Genomic DNA, 13,173 nt, shown 5'->3' with positions numbered 1-13,173 from the left:
ATTAAGCGGCCTCCCTTTTTGCCACGGGCAGCGCCAGTTTGCCGTTGGCCAGCATTTCCTTATAGACCGCCAGCACCGCGTCCTCGATCGGCTCCATGGCGTGTTCCCCGTTCGGCTGGATACCGCTGGCTTCCAGTTTCCCCCAGGGTTCATAGCCAATCTTCGAACAGAGCACGACTTCGCAGCCAACCAGCGTGGCAATGGTCTTGTCGAGCACGGATTCGGGTTCGGCTGCAGACGCTTCATCGCCTTCGCCGCAGGTATCAAGCCCGCTGCAGTAGAGATCCGTCTTGCGGTGGCTGATGAAGCGCACACCACTTGGCGAAGCCTCGTAGATGAGGAATTCACGCGCATGGCCGAAGTGCTCGGCAACAACACCGTTCTTGCCGGCAACCGCCATCAGCACCGTCCGTATATTCAGCGGGATTCCTGTGTCGGTCGGTAGCGCAGCATGCTGCGAACGCTTGGCTTCGCGCTGCTGATCCAGTTGCTCGATGATCGCGTCGTGCACTTCCTTGCGGCGCACCATGGCGGCTTCGTAGTCGATATCGCCCAGGGTGAGTTGGTCGATCTTGTCCATGGTGAATTCGGAACCGCGATCCTCGCCAAGCATACCCACCGCATCGGCGCGGCACTGCCGGCAGTGCCGCATCATCGCCATGTCGCCAGAGCAGGCATCCTGCAGATCCTGAAGCTGTTCGGCGGTCGGACTCGGCTGTCCCATCAGGCCGTAATAGGTGCCATGCTCGGCTTCGGCGATCAGCGGCATCACGTTGTGCAGAAAGGCGCCTTTGGCCTTGACCACCTTGGAGACTTCCTTGAGGTGCTGATCATTGACGCCCGGGATCAGCACCGAATTGACCTTGACCAGAATGCCGCGCGCGGTCAGCATCTCCAGCCCCTTCTGCTGCTGCTCGATGAGGATTTTTGCCCCCTCGACGCCACGGATGCGCTTGTTCTCCCAGAAAATCCACGGGTAGATTTTGGCGCCGACTTCGGGATCGATGCAGTTGATGGTGATGGTTACATGGTCGATGTTGTACTTGGCGATCTCGTCCGCGTATTGCGGCAAGTTCAGGCCATTGGTCGACACGCACAGCTTGATGTCCGGGGCGCGCTCGGAAAGTTGCCGGAAGGTCTCGAAAGTGCGGCTCGGGTTGGCCAGCGGGTCTCCCGGCCCGGCGATGCCGAGCACCGTCATCTGCGGGATCTTGGCCGCCACGGTGAGCACCTTCTTGATCGCCTGATCCGGCGTCAGCAACTCGGAGACAACACCTGGCCGCGACTCATTGGCACAGTCGTACTTGCGGTTGCAATAGTTGCACTGGATGTTGCAGGCAGGAGCGACAGCTACATGCATGCGCGCGAAGTAGTGGTGCGCTTCCTCCGAATAGCAGGGGTGATCCTGAACCTTGGCGCGGATGTGGTCCGGCAGATGGCCCAGCGCATCCGGGGCCGTGCCGCAGCCGCTGGACGCACATCCACTGCCGGCAGCGGGGGCGATGTTACCGATAACGGGTAGTTCCACGATGAAGGCTCCACGAAGGCTGATGCTGTCTTTCAGCAATCGTTGTGCCAGTCGATAAACTGCTGTTAAAACATAGGATTAAATAATCGACTTGTGGTGCTTGTCGTTACTTTGTCGCAAAACTTACAGCGTTGTTGTGGGTCTGAAAGCGACGGGCCATCAACGCCTGGATTGTTTTTTCATGGGCAGCACCCCAATTCGGCGCCTTTTCTTGTGGGTTGTCATGGCAAATGAGACGGGCGCAACAACGCGCAGTTTTTCACCGCTGAAATGGCCGTGCGTGCCGGTGAGCGCATGAGCACCGAAAATGATCTGCGGCACGCGGTCGAACGGGGCGAACTGCGGCTCTATTACCAGCCACGCGTTGATTGCCGTAGTGGCCTGCTGCTCGATTGGACTGGGGCGTACCTTGGGCCTCAAAGTCGTCGCCGAGGGCGTCGAGCATGTGGAGGAAGCCAAAATGCTGGCGGCAGCCGGTTGCGACGAACTGCAGGGCTATCTGTTCAGCCGGCCGTTGCCAGCCGACGAATTTGTCCTATGGAATGAGACTAACCGCAGTTCAACCGGGCTTTAATTATTCTGCTCAGGTCACAAACGCCGGAAAAGGCTCCAAAACGGCTCGTTATGCGTAGGTCGGTGCAAAAGCGGCCTCGGGGTTGGCCACCGGGCCGCTCCTGCCCTGGCTATCGCTCCAGTACGGCGAAAGCTTGCGTAGTTGAGCGATGATCGGCGGAGCGGCGGCGATGACGCGGTCGATTTCTGCTTCGGTGGTGTACCGCGACAGCGAGAAACGAATGGTGCCGTGTGCAGCGGTGTAGGGGATGCCCATCGCGCGCATCACGTGCGAGGGTTCCAGCGAACCTGACGTGCATGCCGAACCCGAGCTGCCGGCGATGCCCATCTTGTTCAACAGCAGCAGAATGGATTCACCCTCGATATATTCGAAGGCGATGTTGCTGGTATTGGGCAAACGGTTACGCACATCGCCGGTCGCGAAGCAGTGGCTGATCTGGCTCAGGAGGCCGGCTTCCAGCTTGTCGCGTAGGCGTTTGACGGTAGTGTTTTCCGCTTCCATGTGCTGCAAGGCGAGTTCGCAGGCTTTGCCGAGGCCGACGATAGAGGCGGAATTTTCAGTACCTGCCCGACGACCGCGTTCCTGATGGCCGCCACGCAATAACGGGCGGAAGCGGCAGCCGCGACGTAGATAAAGGACGCCGATACCCTTCGGAGCATGCAACTTGTGACCGGAAAGCGAGAGCATGTCGATCTTGCTATTCTTCAAGTCGATCGGAATTTTCCCCACCGCTTGCACCGCGTCGGTATGGAACATGATGCCCTTGGCTGCAGCCATTTCAGCCATTTCCAGTACCGGAAAAAGGGTGCCGGTTTCGTTGTTGGCCCACATGGTGGAGACGATGGCCACGCGGCTGTTGAGCAGTGAGCGGTACTCGTCTATGTCGAGGCGGCCCTTCTTGTCCACCTTCAGCTTGTGCACAATGTAGCCGTCCTTTTCCAGCCATTCGCACTGGTTGAGGATGGCCGGATGCTCGACGGTGGTGGTAATTACCGTATTGCAGTCAGGCTGGGCCTTGAGTGCGGAAAGAATGGCAGTGACGTCGGATTCGGTGCCGCAAGAAGTGAAGATGATTTCCGAGTCGTGCTCGGCGCCGAGCAGTTCCTGAACCTGGCTGCGCGCCTTCTTCAGGGCCTTGCCGACTTCGCTGCCGAAGGCATGAATTGATGAGGCGTTACCGAAATGCTCGGTGAAGAAGGGAAGCATGGCTTCAACCACCGCAGGATCGACCCGTGTGGTAGCGTTGTTGTCGAGATAGATCGAGGCGTCCATGGCGTTTTGTCCTATTGGATGTTTTGGAAACTACGCTTCAACTGGCATATAAGACGACGGCAATACCTGCACCAGTTCGCCGAGCGTTTCGATCATCTTCTGCTGGATGCCGCCGAGCGTCGCCGCTTCCATCATGCAACCGGAGCAAGCCCCTTTCAGATGTACGTAAATTTTCTTGCCCTGCACGTCGGCCAGTTCGACATCGCCGCCGTCGCGCTGCAGCATCGGGCGTACCGACTCCAGCACGGCCTCGATCTTCTTGATCTTTTGCACCAGCGTCAGCTTGACCGAAGGCGGCAGCGGCGCTTCCGGTACCGCCGGGCAGGCCGGCGGGGGCGAAACCTCACCGGGGCCAGCGCGTTCGGACATCACTTTGGCCAGGATCTCTTCGATGCCTTCGTGGCAGGCGGCGCAGCCACCGCCGGCCTTGGTGTAGAAAGTCACTTCCTGGACGGTGTTCAGGTTGTTGGCCTTGACCACGTCCTCGATCATCACCGCATCGACGGCGAAGCACTTGCATATCAGCGCGCCTTCCTCGTGATTGTCACTCCATACCTCGCCGCGGAAATTGGCGATGGCCGCCTGCAGCGCTTCGCGGCCCATTACCGAGCAGTGCATTTTTTCCGGCGGCAAGCCATCCAGGTAGTCGGCAATATTCTGGTTGGAAACCTTGAGCGCTTCGTCCAGCGTCAAGCCCTTGACCATTTCAGTCAGCGCCGAGGACGAGGCAATCGCCGAGCCGCAGCCGAAAGTCTGGAAGTGCGCGTCCTCGATGATCTCGGTTTCCGGTTTGACCTTGAGCATCAGGCGCAGCGCGTCGCCACACTGGATCGAGCCGACATCGCCGATGCCATTGGCTTCTTCCAGCGGGCCGGAGTTGCGCGGATTGAAAAAGTGTTCGCGAACCTTGTCAGAGTATTCCCACATGGCGTGTGTCCCTTAAACCGTGAATGAAGAACCGCAAGAGCACTGCGCGCTGGCGTTGGGGTTGTCGAATTTGAAGCCGGTGTGAGTCAGGGTGTCGATGAAATCGACGGTAACGTTGTCGATCATCGGGAAGGTCATCGGATCGACCAGCAGCTTGACGCCCTCGACTTCCAGTTCCCAGTCGTCCTCGGCTTTTTCTGCTTCGAGCCTCATCCCGTATTGCAGGCCGGAGCAGCCACCGCCCGAGATCACCAGACGCAGGCCGACAATCGGCGTTTCAGAAGTGCGAATAAAACGTTGAACGGCTTTCACGGCAGCGGGGGTCATAGTGATCATGTCGGTTCTCCCAGAGTGGATGAGAGTTCTATTGCAAGCCCTGTGCCATCCCGCTGAAGCAACTTAAGCGACTGTTTTAATTGCATTGTTGCGCTGAAACAATTTGTCGCATTTGTGACAAACCACCGGAGGTGTGCGCGAAAGTACGACGCTGAAGTTGGCTCTCGACGCGCGTGACATATCGTAGGGTGCAATAAGCGTAGCGCATTGCACCCTATAACGTTGTAACCGCATGGATAGGCAATCTGCAAGCCTAATGCCTGAAGAGTGGCGTATCTATTGGCTTGCCAGCCATTATTGCCATAGACAGCCTATTGGTGTGGCCTGCAGACCGATTCGCCTGGAACATTCGCGCCTCAACCCGGCGCGTAGGTGTAGCAACCCTTCGGACAAACCCGGCCGCAGGAGCCGCAACCGATGCAGTCGGAGGCATCAGCCAAGGACATGACCATCATGTTGTCGTCGTCGTTGTCATCGTCGTCATCATCGAGTTCGCGCTCGACCAGATCGAGGACATTGCGCGGACAAACCTTGTAGCAGCGGCCGCAGCCGATGCACTTGGCCTGATCGAGTTCGGTGACGTATTCCGGCGTCCATTCGGCGCCGCCCTTGGTGTATCCGGTAGTCATGCGAGTTGTCCTTTCTGCGCTGCAGCGAGGCGGGTGCTGGCCTCTGCCCACTTGGCACAGGCGTCAAAGGTGGATTGGGCAAGTGCAGGAATCTCCTGATAGGCCGCGGGCAGGCGGTCTTCCACGAGGTCGTGCATTTGCGCGGCCCATTCGGAGGAGATGCGCTTCAACTTCTTTACCTCCTTGTCGAGGGCGGCCAGTTCTTCGTCGGTCATGAGGGCTCCCGATACTTAAAGCCCTGCTACCGCCGAATGCTGGCCGATACGTTCGAGGGCAACGCCGAGAATCTTGTCGGCCTCGTCCTTCATCTTGGACAGGCTGGCAAAACCGAAGCGATGCACGTCACGCAGCGTACGATCGACGGCGACCAGCTTGCCGACGGTGATCAGCACCCGGCCAAAGCCTTCGTGCGTCAGATGCACCAGCGGTACGGCGAGCAACTTGCACTCCTTCTCGATAAGCACGGCAATGGCGTTATAGAAAGCCTTGACGCGAGAGATGGTTTCGTCGTCCGGGTCCCCGATCAGCGGGATGTTGGCCTTGCGCTCCTTGGTCAGCACGTAGGGGTCGAGGACTTTTTCGACAGACCAGCCGGCGTAGCTGCCGTAGGTATCGAGGGCACGCATCTGGCGTGCCATTTCCTTGACGAAATCAGTTTCAAAGATGGGATCAACGCTCATGGTGGAACTCCTGTTGAGAAAGTTTGGAATCGTTTGCTAAGGGAATCATTTGCGGGGCCGGCATCAGGCCAGGAACCACCAGCAGGACGAGGCGGACCAGGGCCAGCGCCCCGACAAACCCGCCAATCGCGCCCAGTGCCGTGGCGCCGTCGCTGCCATCCAGCGTGGCGCCAAACCAGGCGCCGAAGAGCATGGCCATGGCCGGAAAGAGATAGCCGAAGAGCGCGGAAAGGGTGACGCTGTTTTCCGGCAGCACGATGCTGACTTGATCGCCGGCCTTGATGTCGCCACTGATCGGCAGGGTGAGCAAGGTAGCGGCACGGCCGCTGGCCATCTTGCCGATGCCGCAGCTACTGCCCTGCTTGCAGGAAGAGCAGCCGGAAGTTTCCATGGCCACGATGGCTTTGCCGCCCTCCACGCGCTGCACGATGCCGCGATGTTCGATGAATTTTGCGTTCATCCTTCCCACCCTTCCTTTTCCATGATGGCAAAACGGTCGCTGCCGTTGGCCTTGGCCTGTGCGGCAATGGCGCGGTCGATCCAGGCGACACCGCCCTCGCTGACGCCCGTCGAAATGTCGTGCAGCAGGTCTTCAAGCGAATCTACCTCGTTGATGCGGATCGGTTGAATGCCCTTGGCCGTCAACTGCTTGATCGCCGAGGCACCGATGGCCAGCACATAAACCGCCGCGCAGCCAGCCAGGAAGTCGACCTTGGCCGCGAGTTTGTTCTCGTTGCCGTCCATGCTCTCTTCGGCAAACTCGGCGACACCGACCAGCGTTGACTTGTACGGCGTCACTTCATAGACGGCAAAGCCTTCGGCCGCGCCAAAGTGCTGATTGACGCGAAGGCGGTCGGTGGTGGCGAAGGCAACCCTGATCATGGCAGTCGGCTCCGGCTTAGTGGACCAGACCAACTGCAGACGACGCGATGACACGCTGTTCGCCGGAACATCCATCGTTACCTCCGTTGTTTCGCGAATTTTCGTTCCGCTCGTCATCCCAGTACATTGATCGATATGGTTCGAGTTCATGGTGTTGCCCCTGTATCAGGTTGGCGAGATCGAACAAGGCTTGCCGCGTACCGCGGTAGCCCACCCAGGTCCGGGCAAAAACACCCACCTGGTCGTACAGCGGGAAGCCGGCGCGCAGCAGCGGCAGGCCGAGCCGGTGGGCCGTTTCGACGGCATGCGAATTGGCGATGAGCAGTTGTGCGTCGGCGCTGCGCGCCTGTTTTTCCAGGTCTTCCAGATCGCCGATGATGACTTTCGCAATCGGCAGGCTAGCCAGGCTTTCCGCCTTGGCCGGGCTGACGGCGCTGACGATCTCGGCGCCCATGCCGGTCAGGAAGCGGGCCTGCATGCCGAGCAGATCGGGATCGGCGGCCAGTGCGATGCGCGCGAAGCCGATCATGAAATGGCAGTCGACCATCGCATCCTGCAACTGCGCGCGATGGCGCTCGATCTTCTCCGGCACCGGCTTGCCGGAAATGTCGGCCAGCACCTGGGTGAAGGCATCGCAATCATCCTGCCCCATCAGGCCGGCGAAATGGTAGTCCGGCACGCCGGTACGTGTCTTCAGGATTTCCGCCGCCTTGCGCAGCGACGGGCCGATGACCAGCGTCGCCGCCGATTCGCCCATGATCCCGATTTCCGAGCGAGGCGTACCGCCGATGGTCAGCGCGGAAAACTCGGCTTCGGTCAGGTGGCCATCCAGAGAATCAGCGATGTCCGGCACGACGATGACGCGCAGGCCGAAGGCTTCGATCCAGTCCTTGATGGCCTCGATATCGCCGGGCGTCAGCATTGCCGAAGCCAGCACATTGACCTGCTTCGGGCGTTTTCCGACACTCTGGCTTTCCGGAACCAGGGTTTGGATCAACGCTTCGACGGCCAGCGTGTAGCCGCTTTCCATGCAACTGACGTAATCGGGCGTATTCACCGGCACCACCGCGACGTGATCAAACTCGGGATGCGCGACGCGGAAATCGCGCACCGCGCGGTGGATGTCGGTACCCTGCGTTTCCGAGAGGCCGGTGGTGACCAGGCCGATGATGTCCGGCTTGCTCTTCTCGGAGAGCGTGCGCAGCGCCTCGATGACGTTTTCGTCGGCGCCCATGATCGTCGACACCTGATCCATGGCCGTCGTCTGCAGCGGGATCGGCTCACGGAAGTGGCGCACGAAGAACACCTTGCCGAAGGCCGTGCAGCCTTGCGAACCATGCATCAACGGCAGGCAGCGGTTAAGGCCGAGAAAGACCAGCGAAGCGCCGATGGTCTGGCTGACCTTCAGCGGATTGACCGCCAGCGCCTTCTTCGAGTGAATGATTTCAGCCATGGTTTTCTCTCCTCAGAGGCTGAGAACAAATGCCTGAACACCCACCGCAGAGGCGCAAAGGCGCAAAGGTTTCGCAGAGAAAGCCTTTAAAAGCATGGGGGTCCTTTGCGTCATCTCTGCGCCTTTGTGCCTCTGCGGTGGATTCTTGATATTTCACAGGACTCACGCCGCCAGCACACTGCCGGGGCCGCTCTGTTTGGCCCACGGTGCCGGCTTGCGCACCGCCGCCCACACCGGGCTTTCCATCGACAACGCCAGTTGCCGGGCCAGTTCGACCATGCCGTCGTAACCGGCATAACCGAATTCGCGCTCCTGGTTGATGTCGAGGAAGGGAATGCGCGCCTTCAATGCGGTGTAAAGATTGCGACCGCCAGCGATAAGAATGTCGGCGTGGTATTCGTGGTAAGTCGACAACAAGGCCTTCGGGCTGCCTTCGTCGATCATTTTCGTGTCCTCGCGCATCAATTCTCGGATGCGCGCCTTGTCTTCTTCGGTCGATTTCCGGGTGCCCGTGGCCACCACCTTCATCCCCAGATCCTGCAAAGCGGAAACGATGGACCACGATTTGACGCCGCCGGTATAGAGCAGCACGCGCTTGCCTTTGAGGCGTTCTCGCCAGGGTTCCAGTGTGGCGTTGGACTTGGCTTCCTCACGGGCAATCACCGTTTCAGTGCGCGCCACGAGATCCGGGTCGCCGATCAGCCGGGCAAAATCGCGCAGGGCGTTGGAGACGTCCTGCACGCCGTAGAAACTGCCCTCGAAGAACGGGATGGCAAAATTCTCCTGCAACTTGCGCGCGACATTAAGCAGTGCCTTGGCGCACACCACCATGTTCACTTTGGCGCGGTGCATGGTCTGCACTTCATGGAAGCGCGCGTCGCCGGACAAGTTGCCAAGAATGCGCAAGCCAAGTTCGTCGAACAGCGGCGCGACATGCCAGAACTCGCCGGCAATGTTGTATTCGCCGATCAGATTGACATCGTACGTCGGCAAGCCATCAGCCCGGGGCGCGGCGGGCGCCGGTTCGCGGGTGCCGATCACATGCTTGAACATGGCTTCGCCGGCCAGTCGGTTGCCAAGATTCTTGGTGCCGTAAAAGCCTGCAGCATCGACAGGCACCACCGGCGTTCCCCAACGTTCGCTGGCATCCTTGCAAACCGCTTCGATATCATCGCCGACCAGCGCCGGAACGCAGGTGTTATAAACGAACACGGCGGCCGGCGAATAGCTGTCGATAGCCTGTTTGATGGCGTGGAACAGTCGCTTCTCGCCGCGCCCCATGATCACATCGGTTTCCGAGAGATCGGTGGTCATGCCGATACGGTACAGCTTGATTCCGGATGAGCGCGTGCCGCGGTTGTCCCACGACGACCCGGCGCAGGCAATCGGGCCATGCACGATGTGCGCGACATCGGCGATTGGCAGCAAGGTAATCTGCGCCCCGTCAAACGAACAGCCGCCGGCCGTGGCGCCCGGCTTCGGTCGGGCGCACCCGGATTTTTCCTTGGCATTGTGGCTACAGGCTGGCTCGTCGAGCAAGGCCCGGATTTCGCTGGCTTTCATCGTGCCCTCCAGTGGTATGAAGAACATTTAGCAAGAGCGATGCCACTTTTAGTGCGCTGATTTTATTGGGTTTGTAGGCGGATCAGATTGTCACAAAGCCGACAATCCAGCGGCGCAGCGGCGGTATCGTCACAAGTTGCTGGGCAGCAACTTGTACCAAAAGCGTAGCGCAACCAAAGCACACTCGATTCGCAACGCCCATCAGAAATTTCCAGCGTGTGCCCTGAGAGCCAATATTCATGCGCTTCTTCAGGTATTGAAAACCCGTCACCGAGCCATTCGTTACGCAGGAATTACCATTGGGCTGCAGGCTAGCGCCATGGCGAAAAATCAATTAAGGGCGGTCATCCAATTCGATGCACTGATGGTCACGATAGAACTAGTTTACGTCAAATACATGAATCGATAGGGCCAGACTCGAATGATTCTGGTGATAATCAACTACAACTAGGTTGATCGATGGAGTCTGACCCTATCGATTCGCTTCCACCGGCATTACCCGGTTTCAGCGGTAATACGGGCCTATCCGCCACCCTGCCTCGCACAGCCTGTCCCTCACGGGCGTCCGGTTGGCCTCACGTGCAGCCAGGAGACAGGGTCTCCCGTGTTGCGTCTGCCTTCTTCTTCCATGCATGCCGTCACCGCTTCCCCGGTGAAATCAACGCTGCGGTTTCCGTTCTCTTCACCTGTGACGGCGGCCTTCCCCGTAATTGAGTTGGGTCGGCTTCCACATTGATCTTTTCGAGGCCTGCTCAGTGTTCACTCGCATTACGGCCTGCATGTTCGCCAAGTTCCTTTCAGAACCCTCTGTACCAGAGGCTTCAGCCCCTACAAAGAGGCAACGGGTGAGTTGCAAGCCCCGGAGGTCTTCCTTGACCTTGGCTATCGGTAACAACTACTGCAACAGAAAAAATCGGTATTTGCCAATAAAAAAGCCGGTTTTCTGTCGGAAAATTTTACACCTACTTAACATCACTGCTCCAGCTAGTGACAGCAAGCTTATGATAAAAAGGGATGTTTTTTTATTGGCTCGCTATTTGCTTGTATATAAATTTACTTATCAGAAACAGTAGGTGCCCAGCATGCCCATCGCCGAATCTGTACGCCTAGGGAAAGATGTCAAGGTCTTCCACCATTCTCTAGTCAATCTTTATGGCTGCACCGTCGGAGATGAGTCGCGGATCGGAGCGTTCGTCGAGATACAGAAAAACGCGACGATTGGTGCCCGCTGTAAAATATCATCACATACTTTTATCTGCGAGGGAGTACTTATCGAAGATGAGGTGTTCGTTGGCCACGGTGTGATGTTCACGAATGATCGTTTTCCACGGGCGGCTAATATGGATGGCAGCCCTCAGAACGAGGCCGACTGGGAAGTAATCCCCACCGTGGTGCGGAAGGGAGCATCCATCGGTTCAAACGCGACAATCGTGGCGGGCGTCATTATCGGCGTTCGAGCGCTAGTGGGTGCAGGGGCTGTGGTGACGAAGGACGTGCCGGACTACGCTATTGTTGCCGGCGTCCCAGCGACGATTATTGGCGAATCGCGCCAGCGATAACTCGTAAGAAAGAAGCCGACTGTTTCATGGCGAAATAACTTTGTTACTTGGGAGCCGGGATATGCCATCAATCCCGTGAGCGCCTTGATAGCCCCTATTCAGTTTCACCTTCACAAATCGTCGATTCAATAATTTTTCCTTTTGGCAAAGGAAACGCCCGCCCATCAAATAATCAGGGCGCTTTGAACAGACCGGCAGCGGCGGTTGAAGTGCCGGCCACCCAAGTGGATAAGTAATAGCGCATAACCGAAGTGGAACGAATCTTGCTGCACGGGGTTAAATCCCCTGGAGAGGCAAGCGATGACGGACAAGATACCTAAACGAAACCTATTGGGCCGGCCGTTGGAGGTAGAAGAGGTAGAGATCAGTGGGGTCAGACTCCATTGATCCGCTTTTAGTTCTTTAAACCAAAAACCGATGGAGTCTGACCCCTACTTCACCACCGGCACACGCAAATACATCATCGCCGACGCCCCGGGGCACGAGCAGTACACGCGCAACATGGTCACCGCCGCCTCTCTCCTCGGCGTAGAACGCGGTGCGCTTGTCGAGCAGCCAGTCAGCTTGGAAGGTTTGTATACGCACGGCATGACCGCTGGCCCTCACGGCGCTGCCGCGCACCCGCTGAAGAGGGAGCAGGTTTTCTCCAAGCCGTTGAGTTAATCTGTTGATGATATGCCGTATAACTTGGAACCCCTGCCACCGTCAAAAAGTCGTCGTATTTGCGAGATGGAGTGTGGTACTGGGTCAGAAAAATAGGGGATGTATTCGTAGCCCAGCGGCACCTGAACGAGACTAAAACGTTCTCGAACGTTTTTCCATCTTTACTGGCCTGCATGAAGCTATGAATGGTTCCCATAATGGCGAGCATCCTTTGAAAATTACGTTTGGATGCAGCGGAAGATTTTTTCTGCAGGATCAAAAATTAAAAAGCCTGTGACCAAGGCCATCATGCAACCATTGCCTCGCCAGCATCAACAGATTAACTCAACGGCTTGGGTTTTCTCCCTCTCCCGTTGGAGAGAGCCAGGCTGTTCAGGTAACTTCATAGCAAACATCTGACGGGCTCTGGTGAAGATTGTCGCGTAAATTCCAGCCATGATCTGCCGCTCGGCAGCCTGGATTTTTGGAATACAAGCCCTTGTTTTGATTGGTTTGAAGATAAAAAAACGATCCCCCGGCAATGCCAGGAAAATCTCCATTGCCGGTTTGTAGATGGATATGAGACTACCCCGGAATGGGTGAATCGCTCAACGTGGCCGAAGACGATAATGCCCCGTCCCTTTCGCAAGCTCCATACGAATCATATACCGTACGCATTTCCATGATCTGCGCCCGGATATCAGCACTCAATGTTCTATAGGCGTCAAGTGCCGAATTTACATTGCCGCTCCGTTCTGGCTGAACAAGTTCGCCGCCATCTCCGGCAAGAAGGTTGGCCACGTACACGACATCGTTCATATTTTCCAAAGTAATGGGGATAGGCCGCTTTTCATCGAGTTCATTCACCGCCTCTACGATAGCCGCGGGCATCCTCAGCGAATTCAATACGCTCGAACCGACGCTCTCGTGCCATTGCGCGACAAGATGGGATACCGTATCTGGACGCATGCGCAATTCGGCGTACTGCGCAGCACGATATATCATGTAAAAGGCACCCAGATCATGTACCAGACCGGCCAGCATGCACTCATCCGGATTCAGGTTCGTCAGCCGCTTAGGCGGCGTAAATAAATAAACATATCAAGTTTGCGCTATTACGTTCGGTCT

The 13,173-nt window shown here is 57.6% G+C and carries 18 protein-coding genes; 3 read left to right on the top strand and 15 right to left on the bottom strand.

Features of this window, described 5'->3' with window-relative positions; translation table 11 throughout:
- Position 1: 1 nt before the first annotated feature.
- Both nifB and ACOYNV_RS11910 read right to left on the bottom strand, forming a co-directional pair.
- Positions 2–1,528 (bottom strand): nitrogenase cofactor biosynthesis protein NifB, encoded by a 1,527-nt coding sequence (gene nifB / locus ACOYNV_RS11915; protein WP_422899998.1) that lies wholly within the window; start codon positions 1,526–1,528, stop codon positions 2–4.
- A gap of 159 nt (positions 1,529–1,687) precedes the next feature.
- Complete coding sequence (locus ACOYNV_RS11910; RefSeq protein WP_422899997.1) at positions 1,688–1,948, bottom strand: hypothetical protein; 261 nt, start codon at positions 1,946–1,948, stop codon at positions 1,688–1,690.
- Between ACOYNV_RS11910 and ACOYNV_RS11905 the strand changes: the two genes are divergently transcribed.
- Positions 1,938–2,102: an EAL domain-containing protein gene (locus tag ACOYNV_RS11905; protein ID WP_422899996.1), complete on the top strand. Its 165-nt coding sequence runs from the start codon at positions 1,938–1,940 to the stop codon at positions 2,100–2,102. The two genes, ACOYNV_RS11910 and ACOYNV_RS11905, sit on opposite strands and share 11 nt — an antisense overlap.
- 48 nt (positions 2,103–2,150) lie before the next feature.
- On the opposite strand, the gene nifS is transcribed toward ACOYNV_RS11905, so the two are convergent.
- The 11 genes from nifS to ACOYNV_RS11850 all read right to left on the bottom strand — a co-directional run bounded on the left by nifS (position 2,151) and on the right by ACOYNV_RS11850 (position 10,178).
- Positions 2,151–3,374, bottom strand: coding sequence for a cysteine desulfurase NifS (gene nifS / locus ACOYNV_RS11900; protein WP_422899995.1), 1,224 nt, complete (start codon positions 3,372–3,374; stop codon positions 2,151–2,153).
- A gap of 30 nt (positions 3,375–3,404) precedes the next feature.
- Positions 3,405–4,301 (bottom strand): Fe-S cluster assembly protein NifU, encoded by an 897-nt coding sequence (gene nifU / locus ACOYNV_RS11895; protein WP_422899994.1) that lies wholly within the window; start codon positions 4,299–4,301, stop codon positions 3,405–3,407.
- 12 nt (positions 4,302–4,313) lie between these two features.
- Positions 4,314–4,637: a HesB/IscA family protein gene (locus ACOYNV_RS11890; RefSeq protein WP_422899993.1), complete on the bottom strand. Its 324-nt coding sequence runs from the start codon at positions 4,635–4,637 to the stop codon at positions 4,314–4,316.
- 356 nt (positions 4,638–4,993) lie between these two features.
- Entirely contained in the window at positions 4,994–5,266 is a 273-nt protein-coding gene (fdxB, locus tag ACOYNV_RS11885) for a ferredoxin III, nif-specific (protein WP_422899992.1), read from the bottom strand.
- The gene (locus ACOYNV_RS11880; protein ID WP_422899991.1) at positions 5,263–5,481 is read right to left on the bottom strand and encodes a CCE_0567 family metalloprotein; all 219 of its coding nucleotides are present in this window, start codon (positions 5,479–5,481) and stop codon (positions 5,263–5,265) included. The genes fdxB and ACOYNV_RS11880 overlap by 4 nt, the downstream gene beginning before the upstream one ends.
- Before the next feature lie 15 nt (positions 5,482–5,496).
- Positions 5,497–5,946, bottom strand: coding sequence for a NifX-associated nitrogen fixation protein (locus ACOYNV_RS11875; RefSeq protein ID WP_422899990.1), 450 nt, complete (start codon positions 5,944–5,946; stop codon positions 5,497–5,499).
- Complete coding sequence (locus ACOYNV_RS11870) at positions 5,936–6,406, bottom strand: SoxR reducing system RseC family protein (RefSeq protein WP_422899989.1); 471 nt, start codon at positions 6,404–6,406, stop codon at positions 5,936–5,938. The genes ACOYNV_RS11875 and ACOYNV_RS11870 overlap by 11 nt, the downstream gene beginning before the upstream one ends.
- Positions 6,403–6,828, bottom strand: coding sequence for a NifB/NifX family molybdenum-iron cluster-binding protein (locus ACOYNV_RS11865; RefSeq protein WP_422899988.1), 426 nt, complete (start codon positions 6,826–6,828; stop codon positions 6,403–6,405). Before ACOYNV_RS11865 ends, ACOYNV_RS11870 begins: the two co-directional genes overlap by 4 nt.
- A 16-nt stretch (positions 6,829–6,844) precedes the next feature.
- Positions 6,845–8,281: a nitrogenase iron-molybdenum cofactor biosynthesis protein NifN gene (gene nifN / locus ACOYNV_RS11860; protein WP_422899987.1), complete on the bottom strand. Its 1,437-nt coding sequence runs from the start codon at positions 8,279–8,281 to the stop codon at positions 6,845–6,847.
- A 162-nt stretch (positions 8,282–8,443) separates the two neighbouring features.
- A complete protein-coding gene (nifE, locus tag ACOYNV_RS11855; RefSeq protein ID WP_422899986.1) occupies positions 8,444–9,844 on the bottom strand; it encodes a nitrogenase iron-molybdenum cofactor biosynthesis protein NifE in 1,401 nt (466 codons plus the stop codon).
- An 82-nt stretch (positions 9,845–9,926) separates the two neighbouring features.
- A complete protein-coding gene (locus ACOYNV_RS11850; RefSeq protein ID WP_422899985.1) occupies positions 9,927–10,178 on the bottom strand; it encodes a hypothetical protein in 252 nt (83 codons plus the stop codon).
- 748 nt (positions 10,179–10,926) lie between these two features.
- Between ACOYNV_RS11850 and ACOYNV_RS11845 the strand changes: the two genes are divergently transcribed.
- Both ACOYNV_RS11845 and ACOYNV_RS11840 read left to right on the top strand, forming a co-directional pair.
- Positions 10,927–11,403, top strand: coding sequence for an acyltransferase (locus ACOYNV_RS11845; protein ID WP_422899984.1), 477 nt, complete (start codon positions 10,927–10,929; stop codon positions 11,401–11,403).
- 417 nt (positions 11,404–11,820) lie between these two features.
- Positions 11,821–12,066 (top strand): hypothetical protein, encoded by a 246-nt coding sequence (locus ACOYNV_RS11840; protein ID WP_422900031.1) that lies wholly within the window; start codon positions 11,821–11,823, stop codon positions 12,064–12,066.
- A gap of 311 nt (positions 12,067–12,377) precedes the next feature.
- Here the strand turns inward: ACOYNV_RS11840 and ACOYNV_RS11835 are convergent, their stop codons facing one another.
- A complete protein-coding gene (locus ACOYNV_RS11835) occupies positions 12,378–12,605 on the bottom strand; it encodes a hypothetical protein (protein WP_422899983.1) in 228 nt (75 codons plus the stop codon).
- Between the two features lie 25 nt (positions 12,606–12,630).
- Positions 12,631–13,107 carry an HDOD domain-containing protein gene (locus tag ACOYNV_RS11830; protein WP_422900030.1) on the bottom strand — a complete coding sequence of 159 codons (477 nt, stop codon included), beginning with the start codon at positions 13,105–13,107 and terminating at the stop codon, positions 12,631–12,633.
- Positions 13,108–13,173: the final 66 nt, after the last annotated feature.

It is taken from the genome of Propionivibrio sp. (genome assembly GCF_049316945.1).
Lineage (GTDB): Bacteria > Pseudomonadota > Gammaproteobacteria > Burkholderiales > Rhodocyclaceae > Propionivibrio.
Note: the sequence above shows the minus strand (reverse complement) of the source record. Positions and strands in the feature narration are given on the sequence as shown.

Bases quoted from the DNA above. Each gene is read 5' to 3' on its own strand.
- nifN (WP_422899987.1), bottom strand. From the start codon at position 8,281: ATGGCTGAAATCATTCACTCGAAGAAGGCGCTGGCGGTCAATCCGCTG.
- nifE (WP_422899986.1), bottom strand. From the start codon at position 9,844: ATGAAAGCCAGCGAAATCCGGGCCTTGCTCGACGAGCCAGCCTGTAGC.
- ACOYNV_RS11835 (WP_422899983.1), bottom strand. From the start codon at position 12,605: ATGGAGATTTTCCTGGCATTGCCGGGGGATCGTTTTTTTATCTTCAAA.
- nifU (WP_422899994.1), bottom strand. From the start codon at position 4,301: ATGTGGGAATACTCTGACAAGGTTCGCGAACACTTTTTCAATCCGCGC.
- ACOYNV_RS11890 (WP_422899993.1), bottom strand. From the start codon at position 4,637: ATGATCACTATGACCCCCGCTGCCGTGAAAGCCGTTCAACGTTTTATT.
- nifS (WP_422899995.1), bottom strand. From the start codon at position 3,374: ATGGACGCCTCGATCTATCTCGACAACAACGCTACCACACGGGTCGAT.
- ACOYNV_RS11875 (WP_422899990.1), bottom strand. From the start codon at position 5,946: ATGAGCGTTGATCCCATCTTTGAAACTGATTTCGTCAAGGAAATGGCA.
- ACOYNV_RS11880 (WP_422899991.1), bottom strand. From the start codon at position 5,481: ATGACCGACGAAGAACTGGCCGCCCTCGACAAGGAGGTAAAGAAGTTG.
- ACOYNV_RS11870 (WP_422899989.1), bottom strand. From the start codon at position 6,406: ATGAACGCAAAATTCATCGAACATCGCGGCATCGTGCAGCGCGTGGAG.
- ACOYNV_RS11840 (WP_422900031.1), top strand. From the start codon at position 11,821: ATGGAGTCTGACCCCTACTTCACCACCGGCACACGCAAATACATCATC.
- ACOYNV_RS11865 (WP_422899988.1), bottom strand. From the start codon at position 6,828: ATGATCAGGGTTGCCTTCGCCACCACCGACCGCCTTCGCGTCAATCAG.
- fdxB (WP_422899992.1), bottom strand. From the start codon at position 5,266: ATGACTACCGGATACACCAAGGGCGGCGCCGAATGGACGCCGGAATAC.
- ACOYNV_RS11845 (WP_422899984.1), top strand. From the start codon at position 10,927: ATGCCCATCGCCGAATCTGTACGCCTAGGGAAAGATGTCAAGGTCTTC.